Origin of the sequence: Mesorhizobium sp. B2-9-1 (assembly GCF_006439455.1) — a bacterium.
In the GTDB taxonomy this organism is placed as follows: Bacteria; Pseudomonadota; Alphaproteobacteria; order Rhizobiales; family Rhizobiaceae; genus Mesorhizobium.
The window spans coordinates 1-13,532 of sequence record NZ_VFTP01000029.1 but is presented as its reverse complement, the minus strand read 5'-3'; the positions used below and the strand labels follow the sequence as shown (position 1 = coordinate 13,532).

Genomic DNA, 13,532 nt, shown 5'->3' with positions numbered 1-13,532 from the left:
CGATGCGGCCTCGAAGCGAAGCTGAGGGTTAGTGATGGCCGAAGTGATTGATGGAAAGCGTGTCGCCGAGGACGTGGTTTCGAAGGTCAAGGCTCTGACCGCGGAGCTGTCGGCCAAAGGGGCCACCAAGCCCGGCCTTGCGGTGGTGATCGTCGGTGAAGACCCGGCGAGCCAGGTCTACGTCGCCTCGAAATCGCGCACCGCCAAGGAATGCGGCTTCCATTCGCTCCAGCATACGCTGCCGGCCGACACCACCGAAGAACAATTGCTGAAGATCATCGGCGACCTCAACGCCGATAAGTCTATCCACGGTATCCTCGTGCAACTGCCGCTTCCCGGCCATATCGACGCCGGCAAGGTGATCCAGACGATCGCGCCGGAAAAGGATGTCGACGGCTTTCATTTCATCAATGTCGGCAAGCTCGGCACCGGCGAGCTCGACACGGCCTTCGTGCCCTGCACGCCGGCAGGCTCCATGCTGTTGATCGAGCGGGTGCGCGGCAAGGACCTTTCCGGGCTCAACGCCGTCGTCGTCGGCCGCTCCAACATCGTCGGCAAGCCGATGGCCAACCTGCTGCTTGCCGCCAACTGCACGGTCACCATTGCCCACAGCCGCACCAGGGACCTGCCGGCGCTGGCTCGCACCGCCGATATCCTTGTCGCCGCCGTCGGTCGCCCAGAGATGGTCAAGGGCGATTGGGTCAAGCCCGGCGCGACCGTCATCGACGTCGGCATCAACCGCACCCCCGCGCCCGAAAAGGGCGAAGGCAAGAGCCGCCTGGTCGGCGACGTCGCCTATGCCGAAGCGGCCAAGCTCGCGGGCGCCATCACGCCGGTGCCGGGCGGCGTCGGGCCGATGACCATTGCCATGCTGATGGCGAACACTGTAGCTTCCGCTTACCTCGCGGCCGGGTTGAAGCGGCCGTCCTTCTGATTGAGAAAGCCTCGGCATTGCCGAACCTGACCGCTCCCCAGCATTTTGCAGCCAAGTGGAACCACTTGGCGTCGCACGAATGCGGTTGAAATAAAGGGACAGAGCGGGATGCCCCACTCGAACCAGTCGCATCCCGTTCTCGAGCGGCCGATCACGAGCGATCCCGTTCAGGGCGGCCGCCAGTTCGGCTTCCTCTTGGTCGACAAATTCTCGATGTTCTCGTTGGCGGCCGCCATCGACTGCTTCCGCTCGGCGAACCGACTGCTCGGCCGCGATTTCTATGGCTGGACGACGATCTCGGCCGACGGCGACGCGGTCATGGCCTCGAACGGCCTGCCGTTGAAGATCGACTATTCGGTCGCCGACATGCCGCCGGTCGACATCCTGTTCGTTTCGGTCGGCCTCTCCATCGAATTTCCCGGCAAGAGCAAGGTTCTGGCGGCGCTGCGCAGCTGGGGCCGGCGCGGCAATGCGCTCGGTGCGTTGTCGGTCGGCTCCTATCTGCTTGCAGAAGCCGGGCAGCTCGACGGCTATCGCTGCACCATCCATTGGGAGAACCGCGCCGGCTTCATGGAGCGTTTCCCCGACATCAACTGCACCGGCAATGTCTTCGAGATCGACCGCAAGCGCTACACCTGCGCCGGCGGCACCACCTCGATCGACCTGATGCTGGAGATCGTGCGCGGCGATTACGGCTCCAACCTCGCCAACGGCGTCGCCAACCAGTTCCAGCACGAGCGCATCCGCTCGGCCGGCGACCGCCAGCGCGTCGGACCGGAACGCGATCTCACCGGCAAGTCGGAGAAGCTGAGGCGCATCGTCGAGTTGATGGCCGATCATCTCGACGAACCGCTGTCGGCGGTGCAGCTCGCCAAGTCGGCGGGGCTGTCGGTGCGCCAGGTCGAGCGCCTGTTCCTGCGCCATTTGAGCGTCACCCCCGGCCGCTACTATATGCGGCTGCGGCTCGAACGCGCGCGCGAATTGCTGCGCCAGACCAACATGCCGATTCTCGACGTGGCGATCGCCACCGGCTTCACCTCGCACTCCTATTTCGCACAGAGCTACCGGCTGCAGTTCGGCCGTCCGCCATCGGAAGAGCGGCGCACCACTTATTGAGTGACTCGCCGGCCTTCGGACTTGTCTCCGAATGCCGCCTCAAATAGCTTTCGCAACGCGGACGAGGGTTGCTCTCAGGAGATTTCCATGGCGGGACTGATACGGAGCGTCGCTGCGGCGCTCCTGCTTTTGTCGATGACCAGTTTCGGCTTTGCCGCCAACAAGGTCATCATCATCCTCGATGCATCAGGCTCGATGTGGGCCCAGATCGACGGCAAGCCGAAGCTGGAGATCGCGCGTGAATCGCTGCGCACGGTGCTTCAGTCGGTTCCCGCCGACGACGAGATCGGCTTCATGGCCTATGGCCATCGCACCAAAGGTAGTTGCGACGACATCGAGCTGATCGTGCCGCCGCAGGCCGGTTCGGCCAGCGCCATCTCGTCAGCAGCCGACAGCATGAAATTCCTCGGCAAGACGCCGCTCACGGCCGCCGTCAAGCAGGCGGCGGAAGCGCTCAAATACACCGAGGACAAGGCCACCGTCGTCCTCATCACCGACGGGCTCGAGACCTGCGGCGGCGATCCTTGCGCGCTAGGCAAGGAGCTGAAGCAAAGCGGCGTCGACTTCACCGCCGATGTCGTCGGTTTCGGCCTGACCGCCGACGAAGGCAAGCAGATCGCCTGCCTCGCCGAAAACACCGGCGGCAAATACATCCAAGCCTCCGACGAGAAGGCGCTGCAAGAAGCCCTGGTCGAGACCGTCGCGGCTCCGACTCCGGCGCCGGCGCCCGAACCCGCGCCGGCTCCCGCGCCCGAATCGGCCAAGCCGGAGTTCAATTTCATGCCGAGCGTGGTCATGGCCGAGGGCGGCGATCCGATTACCGACGGCAATGCCTGGGAGATCTACAAGGCGAAGTCCGACGGCACGCGCGGCGACCAAGTCATGACCGAATATGGCGTGCTCAAGACCAATCTCGAGCCGGGCGACTACCTTATCGTCGGCCGCGACGACGAGGCAAGGAGCGAGCAGAAGATCAAGATAGAGGCTGGCAAGACCTACAGCCCGCTGTTCACGCTGAACGCCGGCACTTTGGTCATCCATCCGCATGCTAGCCAGGGCTCGGAGATCAGCGGCGAAGCGCGTGTCGACTTCGCCTATCCTGGCGGCAGCACCACGCACTATGGCGACGCCAAGGCGACCGTCCCCGCTGGCGAGCAGAAGGTGACGGTGCAGATCGGCGCCGGCACTGCGACGGAGACGGTCCAGCTTGGTGCCGGGCAGACCGTCGAGAAGGACATCGTCGTCGGCGTCGGTCATGCCGTGCTCAACGCCTACTACGCCGCCGGCGGCGACAAGGCCGACAATTCCGGCATCGGCTTCGAGGTCGTCAAGGCGAAGAAGAAGATCGACGGCTCGCGTGAAAGCGTGGAGCATTCCTACGGACCTGACAGCAAGTTCTGGCTGCCGCCAGACGACTACGTCGCGCTCACGACGCTCGATCTCGCCGTCGTCGAGCAGCCCTTCAGCATCAAGGCCGGCGACAATCAGGACATCAAGGTCGCGCTCGATGCCGGCGTGCTGGCGATGTCGGCACCCGGCGCCTACTCGATCGAGGTGTTGTCGTCGAAGAAGGACATCGAAGGCAAACGCAAGTCGCTGGGCCTGACCTACGGTGATAGCTGGCAACAGGCGATCCCCGCCGGCGACTATGTGGTCGTGCGACACATGTCCGCTGAAGGCCAGGAGAAGGAAATGCCGGTGACAATCAAGGCGGGTGAGCGCACCGAGATCATTGTGCAGTAGTGACCGCAACCGGATCCGACGTTCCAGTCCTTATTGCGTGAGCATTCCGCGAATATTGCTGTCGCGGAATGCCACTTGGCTGCGCCGGTCAGGCAGCGTCCGAGACCCGCATTTCGACGTGAAGCCCTGCCGCGACTGCCATATTGACGAGGGTGTCGAGGGCGAACAAGTTGATCTTCCCGCGCAGGAGATCGGACACGCGCGGTTGGGTTACGCCAAGCCGGCGCGCGGCTTCGGCCTGCGTCCAGCCCTTTGCTCGAATATGCCGCTCCAGCGCCATCATGAGCGTGGAGCGGAGCTTCATGTTCTCTGCTTCGGCGGGAGTATCTTCGATGGCATCCCACACACTTACAAAAGTTTCGTTGCTCATTGGCCTAACTCCTTGATGAGATCGCCGTAGCGCTTCGCGGCCAAATCCAAATCTGTTTTGCTGGTCTTCTGCATCTTCTTCTGGAAGCAATGCAGTACGTAGATCGCGTCGGCAAATTTGGCGGTATAGATGATGCGAAACGCGCCGGTCTCATCCCTAATTCTGATTCCAATACGCCCTTGCCGACCATTGTCATAGGCTTCCAGTCGGTCGGAAGTTGCTCGTTCTGCACCTTATCGAGCTGGTAGCCTGCTTCACGCCGCGCCGAGTTTGGAAAGGCGCGCAGATCACTGAGGGCGCTGCCCTGGAATTTAAGCATCTTCACGCCGGCAACTATACAGAATTTTGTATAGTCAGCGCAAGTTGCTTTTCACATGGACCGAGAGATCAGGCATTTCCAAACGCGGCGGCGCCATGATCGGCCCGCCCGACCAGTTGCCGGAAGCCCGCGAACAGCTCGCGCCCGAAGCCGAACTCGTTGCCGATGAGGTCGGCTTCCGCCGTGCGGCGCAGCGCGAACTCCGTTCCCGGCACCAGCACCTCCAGCGTGCCGGCATCGGCGTCTAGCCGAATGACGTCGCCGTCATGGATCCTGGCGATCGGCCCGTCCTCGACCGCTTCCGGCGTCACATGGATCGCTGCCGGCACCTTGCCGGAGGCGCCCGACATGCGCCCGTCGGTCACCAACGCGACACGCTGGCCGCGATCCTGCAGTATGCCGAGCACCGTGGTCAGCTTGTGCAGTTCCGGCATGCCATTGGCCTTCGGCCCCTGGAAGCGGATCACAGCGACGAAGTCGCCGCTAAGCTGGCCGGCCTTGAAGGCGTCGTTGAGGCCCTGCTGGCTGTCGAACACCTTGGCCGGCGCCTCGATGACGCGCCGTTCGGGCTTGACCGCAGAGGTCTTGATCACGGCATGGCCGAGATTGCCCGCAAGCACCTTTAGTCCGCCGGTCGGTTGGAACGCCTTCTTGAACGGCGCCAACACCTTCTCGTCGCCGCTGTTGAGCGGCGCCACTTCGCGCAGCACGCTGCCGTCATCGCCAAGCCTCGCCTCGACCGCGTAGGGCCGCAGGCCTTCGCCCCACACCGTCTGCACATCCTCGTGCAACAGGCCTTCGTCGAGCAACTCGCGGATCAGGAAGCCGAGCCCGCCGGCGGCATGGAAATGGTTCACGTCGGCAAGCCCGTTCGGATAGACACGCGCCAACAGCGGCACGGCCTCCGACAGGTCGGAAATGTCCTGCCAGGTCAGCGCGATGCCTGCGGCGGCGGCCATCGCGATCAGATGGATCGTGTGGTTGGTCGAGCCGCCGGTGGCGTGCAGGCCGACGACCCCGTTGACGACCGAGCGCTCGTCGATCATGCGCCCGACCGGCGTATAGGCATTGCCGAGCGCGGTGATCGCCAGCGCGCGCTTTGCCGCTTCCCTGGTCAGCGCGTCGCGCAGCGGCGTGCCCGGATTGACGAAGGAGGCGCCGGGCGTGTGCAGGCCCATGATCTCCATCAGCATCTGGTTCGAATTGGCGGTGCCGTAGAAGGTGCAGGTGCCCGGCCCGTGATAGGATTTGGACTCCGCTTCCAGCAGTTCGGCGCGGCCGACTTTGCCTTCGGCATAAAGCTGGCGGATCTTGGCCTTCTCGTCATTCGCGAGACCGGTCGTCATCGGCCCGGCCGGAACGAACACGGCCGGCAGATGCCCGAAGGTGAGCGCTGCAATCACCAGCCCGGGCACGATCTTGTCGCAGACGCCGAGGAAGACGGCCGCGTCGAACATGTTGTGCGACAGGCCGATCGCCGCCGCCATCGCGATCACGTCGCGTGAGAACAGCGACAGCTCCATGCCGGGCTGGCCTTGGGTGACGCCGTCGCACATCGCCGGCACGCCGCCGGCAACCTGGGCGATGCCGCCTGCCTCGTGCGCGGCTTCCTTGATCAGTGCCGGGAACGTCTCGAAGGGCTGATGCGCCGACAGCATGTCATTGTAGGAGGTGATGATGCCGAGGTTCGGCACGCGGTGGCCGCCGAGCGCGATCTTTTCGGACGGGCTGCACACGGCAAAGCCGTGCGCGAGGTTGCCGCAGCCCAGCACCGCGCGGTTTGCGGTACGGCTGGAAGCCTCCGAGATGCGGCCGAGATAGGCTTCGCGGCCAGCTTTCGAACGTTGGCGGATGCGTTCCGTGATGGTTTCGATATCGCGTCTGGCTGTCATGGTCCGTCCTTTCCGAGCCCGGCAACGTCCTCCCTCTGCCGCCGGGCTGTCCTCATCTGAAATCAGGGTGCCCAGAACACCTCTATCGGTCTAGGCGCCGCCTCGATCACTCTGCGGATCGGCTTCTTCGCGCCAGGACCCATCGCGCCGTTGAATGCGGCGCGCTTGTCCTCGCCTTCGATATGGAGCGCGACGAAGCCGGCGGCCACAATGCGTGCCATCGACAGAGTGAGCCGCGGCTCGCCGCCGCTTGCCGCATGCACCGGCAGCACGATCCGCTGCGAGGCTAGGTCGAGCAATTCCTCGAGATTGCCGGCATCCGGGAAGAACGACGCGGTATGGCCGTCGCCGCCCATGCCGAGGACCACCACGTCGAGCGGCCAAGGCAGCGCCCGCAGCGCTTCGCTGTCCATCGCCGCTGCATCCTCAATGCTCGCCGCCTCATGGTAGAGCGGCACGAAGCGCGCCGTCGCGGCCTTGTTCTGGAGCAGGTTCGCCGCCACCAGCCCGGCATTCGAGCGCGGCGAGGAGGGCGGCACGAAGCGCTCGTCGACCAGCGTCACGGTGACCTTGTCCCAGGCGATCGGCGTGGCCGACAGCACGGCGAACAATTTCGCCGGCGTGGTGCCGCCGGACACCGCGAGCAGCGCCGTGCCGCGTTCCGCGATGGCGCTGCCCAGCCGGTCGGCAATCTCGCCGGCCAGCGCCGTCGCCAGGTCCTGGCGGTCGGCAAAGCCGTTCCAGCCGTAGCGGGCTTGGCTCAATTGCTCTCGTGCCATGTCCGTCCGTCACGTTCGATGAGCGCGATCGAGGCCGATGGCCCCCAGGTTCCGGCGGTATAGCCCTGAGCTTCCTGCCGGGCGCTTTCCCAGGCGTTCTGGATCGGGTCGATCCATTTCCATGCCGCCTCGACTTCGTCGCGGCGCATGAACAGCGTCTGGTTGCCGCGCACCACATCCATGATCAGCCGCTCATAAGCGTCCGGCGCACGGCCTTGGAAGGACTGCGCGAAGCTCATGTCGAGCGAGATCTGCCGCAGCCGCATGCCGCCCGGCCCCGGATCCTTGATCATGATGAACTGCTTGACGCCTTCGTCGGGCTGTAGTCGGATCACCAGCTGATTGGCGAAGATCGGCCCGGCACCTTCATCGAAGATCGAGAAGGGGATTGGCTTGAACTCGATGACGATCTCGGAAACCCGGCTCGCCAGTCTTTTGCCGGTTCTGAGATAGAACGGAACGCCGGCCCAGCGCCAGTTGCCGATCTCGGCCCTTATGGCGACGAAGGTCTCGGTGGCGCTGTCCTTGCCGAGCTCCTCGACATAGCCCTTGACCGGCCCGCCGGCCGAGGCGCCGGCGCGATACTGGCCGCGCACGGTGTGCTTCGGCGCCTCGTTGCCGTTGATGCGCTTCAGTGCCCTCAGCACCTTCAGTTTCTCGTCGCGCACCGCGTCGGCGTCCATCGAGGACGGCGTTTCCATGGCCACCAGACAGAGCAGCTGCAGGATGTGGTTCTGCACCATGTCGCGCAACGCGCCTGCCTTGTCGTAGTAGGTGACGCGATCCTCGAGACCAACGGTCTCGGCGACCGTTATCTGAACATGGTCGATCTGGGCGGAGTTCCACAACGGCTCGTAGAGCGCATTGGCAAAGCGCAGCGCCATCAGGTTCTGCACCGTTTCCTTGCCCAGATAGTGGTCGATGCGGAAGATCTGGCTTTCGTGGAAATCGTCACCGACAGCGTCATTGAGCGCCCGCGCCGAGGTGAGGTCGCGGCCGATCGGCTTCTCCAGCACGATGCGCGAGTTCGGCGTGATCAGCTTGTGCTCTTTGAGCTGGTGCGAAATGTCGCCGAACAGCGCCGGCGCTACCGCAAGGTAGAAGGCGCGGATGCGGTCGCTGTCGCCGATTGCCTTCTTCAACTTATCGAAGCCGGCGCCAGTCGTTGCGTCCGCCGACACGTAGGAGAGCCTTGCCAGGAATATCTCCAACTCCTTCGGATCGATATCGGCAGGCTTCACATGATCTGATATCGCCTTCTTGGCGAAGGCTTGGAATTCGGCATCGGTCATTTTTGCGCGCGAGGTGCCGATGATGCGCGTCGGCTCGGAGAACTGGTGGCCGCACTGGCGATAGTAGAGCGACGGCAGGAGCTTGCGTTCCGACAGGTCGCCGGTGCCGCCGAAGATAATGAAATCGAATGGGTCGACAGGGATGATCTGGCTGGTCATGGTCAGTCCGATTTGATGCCGGGCGCCGGCAGCGTGGTTGGTATATTCTAATCGATTTAAATTTTCCAGTGCCATGGTGTCACATGCGAGGACCAATGGCTTGCACTTGCATCGGTCCACATGTTTCCCGACACTCACGCCGCCGGCAGGCCTGTCGGGCAAGCCATGGCTTCCGGAAGCGTTCGCGGCTGCAGCATAGAACGCGAATGTGACGAAAGCTAAGGGAGATATAGCCTGGCGCGCGACGGGGCCGGGCGGCAGATGGAAAAGTCACGTCAAGTTGCGGAATCCAAAGAGCGGGAAAACCATGCGTCTGGAGAATAAAGTCGCGGTCATCACCGGCGCCGCGTCGGGCTTCGGCGAAGGCATGGCCAAGCGCTTTGCCGAAGAGGGCGCGCGCGTGGTCGTCGCCGACCTCAACGCCAGGGGCGCCGAGCGGGTGGCCGAGGAGATCGGCGAGAGCGCCATCTGGACCCAGACGGACGTTTCCCTGCGCTCCGAATTCGACGAGATGATCTATGCCGCCAAGAGCGCCTTCGGTCGCATCGACATCATGGTCAACAATGCGGGCTTCACCCATCGCAACGGCGATATGCTCGGCGTCGACGAGGAAACCTTCGACCTGATAATCGCCGTCAACATGAAGGCGATCTACCACGCGGCGCTTGCCGTCGTGCCGATCATGGACCGCCAGGGCGGCGGCGTCATCCTGACCACTGCCTCCACGGCGGGGCTTCGGCCGCGGCCGGGCCTGACCTGGTACAACGCCTCCAAGGGCTGGGCGATCACCGCCACCAAGTCGATGGCCGTCGAGTTGGCGCCGAAGAACATCCGCGTCAACTGCCTCTGCCCGGTCGCCGGCGAGACCGGCATGCTGGAGAAGTTCATGGGCGCCGATACGCCTGAGATCCGCGAAAGATTCCGCGCCTCGATCCCGCTCGGACGGCTCTCGACACCGCTCGACGTCGCCAACGCGGCGCTGTGGCTCGCCTCGGATGAAGCCGCCTTCATCACCGGCGTGGCGCTGGAGGTCGACGGCGGGCGTTGTATCTGAGCCGCTCCAGGAAGCACATCGCGGGTTCCGCTCCTGGTAGCGGTGAACGAATGGATTGGCATCGTCCGGCCAGTTTGACTTGATGGTCCGCCGAAGGGATAACGGATCGGGGTAGGGGAAACTGGCGGGTGGTTAAGCTCAGGCTGAGCGAAATTGGCAACGGCCTCGGCTGGCGATTGCGTCGCTATCGGGCAGAGCGTGCGCGTGCGCGAAGCAAGGCGACCTTCATCGGCATAACCGGCAGCTCCGGCAAATCGACGGCAACGAGCTTGCTTGGTCATATCCTGGCTGGTCACGGCACGGTCTATACTCAAGTTCTGGCCAATACGCTCAAGGCACTTGTCCGTACGCTCTACAAGCGGATGAAACGTGCCGGCAAGATCGACTATGTCGTCTTCGAAGCCGGCGCGTTTGAGCCCGGCTCAATCCGGTCGATGGCGGCGATGCTGAAGCCGGACGTAGCGGTCGTAACGATGGTCAGGCTGGAGCACGTCACTCAATTCCGGACCCTGGATGCTGTCGCCCAGGAAAAGAGAGCGCTGGTTGAGGCCTTGTCGCCGGGCGGACTCGCGATCTTGAACGCCGACGACCCGCATGTGCTTGATATGGCTTCGGGCGCAAGGTGCCGCGTGGCGACTTTCGGTCAGTCGGAGGCCGCGGACTATCGTGTAACAGACATCCATGCCGCCTATCCGGACCTGCTCAGATTTTCACCTCGCTGGCACGGCGGCGACATGGACATGCAGACACGATTTCCTGGCGAGCACTTCTGGCTGCCGGCGGCCGCCGCCGTCGTCACGGCGTTGGAACTTGGTGTCCCGCCGGAAAAGATCGCCGCAAGGACAGCATCCTTCGAACCCCTGGCCAACCGCTGCACGGTGCTGGTGACCGATCGAGGTCCACAGTTCATAGTCGATGCCGCCAAAGCGCCCTGGCATTCGCTGAACATTGCGTTCGAGATGATGGCCAAAGCCAAGGCCGTTCGCAAACGGATCGTCGTTGGACAGATTTCCGACTACACCGGGTCGTCGAGAAAGTATGGCATTGCTTACGGTATCGCGCGCGGCGTCGCCGATGAGGTCATTTATACCGGTGACAATGCCCACCGCTCACGCGCCAGCCAGGCCGATCGGGACAGTGGCCGTTTCATCCAGCTTCGCACCCCGAAGGAAGTCTCCGATCACATCAAGCAGACGGCTGTCCCCGGAGAACTGATCCTGCTGAAGAGCTCCGGCAATCTTCATCTGGAGAGGGTCGCGCTTGCCTGGACGCACGATGTCCGATGCTGGATACCAGCGTGCGGCAAGAAGGAAGGGTGTTCCACTTGCGGCCTCTACGAAGTGCCGTTCGAGGAACACAAGTCCTTCCTGGCAAATCGCCGGCTTGAACGCAGAAGACGCCGTTTCGGATGGCTGCTTGGCCTCACGCGCCGGTCTTGACGTAGCTTTTGTAGACCCAGCCGTGCTTGCCGTTATAGACGATCTCGCACCATTGCTTGCAGCTCATCACCTGCACCGATGCCTTGGCCGGCACCGTGGCGATTGCGGATGCACCCTTCTTCGGACCCGAGCGCATGGTCACGGCCCTCAAGACGCGCCCGTTTGCCGCCGCGTCGACTTTTTGAGGTTTCGGCTTGGGCTGGGCCGCGCCGTCCGTCGCTGCCGGCTGAGGATCTGGAACCTGCGGCTTGGCTTCGGGGATGGCGGCGGTTTGGGCGCCGTCCATCGTGTCGCCCGGCTTCTTCGCGGCCGTTGCGGACGCGGCGACCTGCGACAGCGCGTTCGCGGCGTCGTTCTCGGCATCGGCCTCGGCAAAGGCGGTATCGGTCGATTGCGCGGGGGCCGCGCCGGCGGCCTGCTTGGATGGAGCTGGCTGGTTCTCGGCCGGGGCAGGTGGCGTCTTGGCGTCGGAAGCCGTCCAGCGGGGGTTGTTTGATGCCAGGGCCGGAATGTTGGCTTCGCGGGCCGCCGTCGTGGGCGTTACTGCATCCCCCTTGCGTGCGGCCTGCGGCGCCGTCGCCACGGTGACCGCCGCTGCCGGAGCGACTTTCGTGGTCTTCACCGGAATCGCCGGAACGGTCTGCTCGGCACTCGCTGCGGCCACTTGCCGGTCGCTGCCCGGAAAGCATAGCCATAGCGCCACCGCGGCCACGCCGATCAGCGCGGCGGTGCCGACCGCTGCAATGACCAGATGCGCGTTCGACTGTACCTTCTGCCAGAAGGACGGCCGTACGTTATAGCCGAACTGCATTGTAAAGCGCTGCCGTTCCGGCGCGCCGAAACTGAAGGGCTCGTTCACTCAAACCACCTCCAACAAGCGGGCCGACGTTCTTTCGATCATTGCCGTAAGGATCGGCTTCGATCGGCATCGGTCCCTAAATCACTGCGGACAAAGCCCGCGAAATCCCCGGATTTTCGCCCATGATGGCATCTTTCACCGCTGATTATGGCATGAGTGAGCCAATTTGCGAAATTGCGCGCTTGTTAACGCTTCCACAACCTGCCGCGTGGAGGCCGCCAGTGCCGAATCGGTGACTTCGGCCGGGCGGCCGCTTCAAATCCTGTCGCGCAACGCGAACCAGTTCAGCGCCAGGAACAAGAGCGGCGCGCGCAAACGCCGGCCGCCTGGGAAGGCGGGGATTTTCAGATCCTCGATCAGTTTCAAGCGGTCGCGATTGCCGGCAACGGTCTCGGCATAGAGTTTGCCGAAGAAGTTCGACAGCATGACGCCGTGGCCGGAATAACCGCCCATCGAAATCACTTTCGGCATCACTTCGCGCACGAACGGCTTTCGCGGCACCGTGATGCCGACATAGCCGCCCCAACCATGCGTGATCTCGACATCCTTAAGGTCGGGGTAGAGTTCGGCGATCTGCCTTCGGATGTGAACATGGATGTCCTTCGGATCGTTGACGGCATAGATCTCACGGCCGCCGAACAACAGCCGGCCGTCTTTCGACTTGCGGAAATAGCGCACCACGAAGCGGGAATCGTCGACCGACTCGCCGCCCGGCAGCACCTTGGAAGTGTCGCCGAGCGGCACGGTCGCGCCGATGAAGGAGCCGATCGGCATGATGTGCGCCGCGCTCACCGGCTCCAGGTTGCCGCCATAGGCATTGACCCCGACCAGGCATTTGTCGGCTGTGATCGTGCCCCTGGGCGTCGTGACCGTCACCTTGCCGCCATTGGAAACGATGCCGGTGGACGGCGTCTGCTCGAACAGATGCGCGCCGGCGGCGGCTGCCACTTTCGCCGTGCCGATCACCAGTTTCAGCGGGTGGATGTGGCCCGTGCCGGTGTCGCGCGTGCCGCCGAAATAGCGTGTCGAGCCCAGCCTTTCCGCGGTTTCCGCCGCGTTCATGAAGCTTATATGCGGGTAGCCGAAGCGGCTTGCCATGATCTCGGCGTGGCGCCTGTAGTCGTCGACATAACGCCGCTTGTGCGCCACCGAAAGCTGACCCGGCATATAGTCGATGTCGATCGCGTTGGCGGCGGCGAAGTCCAGCAGATGCGCCTTGGCTTCTTCGGCCAGGTCGAACAGCGCCTTGGCGCGGGAAAGGCCGTATTCGGCCTCCAATTCTTCCGCCCAGGCGCGCTGGCCGGTGCCGAGCTGGCCGCCATTGCGCCCCGACGCGCCGTCGCCGAAGCGATAGGCATCGATGAGGACGACATTTGCGCCCGCCTTGGCAAGATGCGCGGCTGCCGACAAGCCAGTGAAGCCGCCGCCGATGATGACGACGTCGCAAATACGGTCGCCGTCGAGAGCCGGATATTCAGGCCGGGATCCGACCGTGTCCTCATACCAGGAACGACCGGGGGAGATGGGGGATTGGTAGGGCATGATGCTCGGGAGTAGGGGAGTAGGGGAGTAGGGG

11 protein-coding genes and 1 pseudogene are annotated in these 13,532 nt (G+C 63.7%); 5 read left to right on the top strand and 7 right to left on the bottom strand.

Annotated features, from left to right (window positions below):
• Positions 1–34: 34 nt before the first annotated feature.
• The 3 genes from folD (at position 35) to FJW05_RS26780 (ending at position 3,793) form a co-directional block, all read left to right on the top strand.
• Positions 35–934, top strand: coding sequence for a bifunctional methylenetetrahydrofolate dehydrogenase/methenyltetrahydrofolate cyclohydrolase FolD (gene folD, locus FJW05_RS26790; protein ID WP_140637036.1), 900 nt, complete (start codon positions 35–37; stop codon positions 932–934).
• A 108-nt stretch (positions 935–1,042) separates the two neighbouring features.
• Positions 1,043–2,050, top strand: a complete 1,008-nt coding sequence (locus FJW05_RS26785) for a GlxA family transcriptional regulator (RefSeq protein WP_140637034.1) — start codon at positions 1,043–1,045, stop codon at positions 2,048–2,050.
• Between the two features lie 87 nt (positions 2,051–2,137).
• Positions 2,138–3,793, top strand: coding sequence for a VWA domain-containing protein (locus FJW05_RS26780; RefSeq protein ID WP_140637032.1), 1,656 nt, complete (start codon positions 2,138–2,140; stop codon positions 3,791–3,793).
• Positions 3,794–3,881: 88 nt separating this feature from the next.
• Here the strand turns inward: FJW05_RS26780 and FJW05_RS26775 are convergent, their stop codons facing one another.
• The 5 genes and pseudogenes from FJW05_RS26775 to zwf form a co-directional block, all read right to left on the bottom strand.
• On the bottom strand, positions 3,882–4,163 hold the full coding sequence (locus tag FJW05_RS26775; protein ID WP_140637030.1) for an XRE family transcriptional regulator: 282 nt from the start codon (positions 4,161–4,163) through the stop codon (positions 3,882–3,884).
• Positions 4,160–4,482: pseudogene (locus FJW05_RS26770) on the bottom strand (type II toxin-antitoxin system RelE/ParE family toxin). The gene FJW05_RS26775 and the pseudogene FJW05_RS26770 overlap by 4 nt, the downstream one beginning before the upstream one ends.
• 68 nt (positions 4,483–4,550) lie before the next feature.
• Positions 4,551–6,374 carry a phosphogluconate dehydratase gene (edd, locus tag FJW05_RS26765; protein WP_140637028.1) on the bottom strand — a complete coding sequence of 608 codons (1,824 nt, stop codon included), beginning with the start codon at positions 6,372–6,374 and terminating at the stop codon, positions 4,551–4,553.
• A gap of 62 nt (positions 6,375–6,436) precedes the next feature.
• Positions 6,437–7,153, bottom strand: coding sequence for a 6-phosphogluconolactonase (gene pgl / locus FJW05_RS26760; protein WP_140637026.1), 717 nt, complete (start codon positions 7,151–7,153; stop codon positions 6,437–6,439).
• Entirely contained in the window at positions 7,135–8,604 is a 1,470-nt protein-coding gene (zwf, locus tag FJW05_RS26755; RefSeq protein ID WP_140637024.1) for a glucose-6-phosphate dehydrogenase, read from the bottom strand. Before zwf ends, pgl begins: the two co-directional genes overlap by 19 nt.
• Before the next feature lie 307 nt (positions 8,605–8,911).
• Here zwf and FJW05_RS26750 point away from each other — a divergent pair, with 307 nt between their 5' ends.
• Complete coding sequence (locus FJW05_RS26750) at positions 8,912–9,658, top strand: SDR family oxidoreductase (RefSeq protein ID WP_140637022.1); 747 nt, start codon at positions 8,912–8,914, stop codon at positions 9,656–9,658.
• 128 nt (positions 9,659–9,786) lie between these two features.
• On the top strand, positions 9,787–11,097 hold the full coding sequence (locus FJW05_RS26745) for a Mur ligase family protein (protein ID WP_181165089.1): 1,311 nt from the start codon (positions 9,787–9,789) through the stop codon (positions 11,095–11,097).
• Here FJW05_RS26745 and FJW05_RS26740 read toward each other — a convergent pair.
• Together FJW05_RS26740 and FJW05_RS26735 are read right to left on the bottom strand one after the other, a co-directional pair.
• Positions 11,081–11,956, bottom strand: coding sequence for an SH3 domain-containing protein (locus FJW05_RS26740; RefSeq protein ID WP_140637021.1), 876 nt, complete (start codon positions 11,954–11,956; stop codon positions 11,081–11,083). The genes FJW05_RS26745 and FJW05_RS26740 overlap by 17 nt on opposite strands.
• Before the next feature lie 255 nt (positions 11,957–12,211).
• Entirely contained in the window at positions 12,212–13,498 is a 1,287-nt protein-coding gene (locus FJW05_RS26735) for an FAD-binding oxidoreductase (protein WP_140637019.1), read from the bottom strand.
• Between the last annotated feature and the right edge of the window lie 34 nt (positions 13,499–13,532).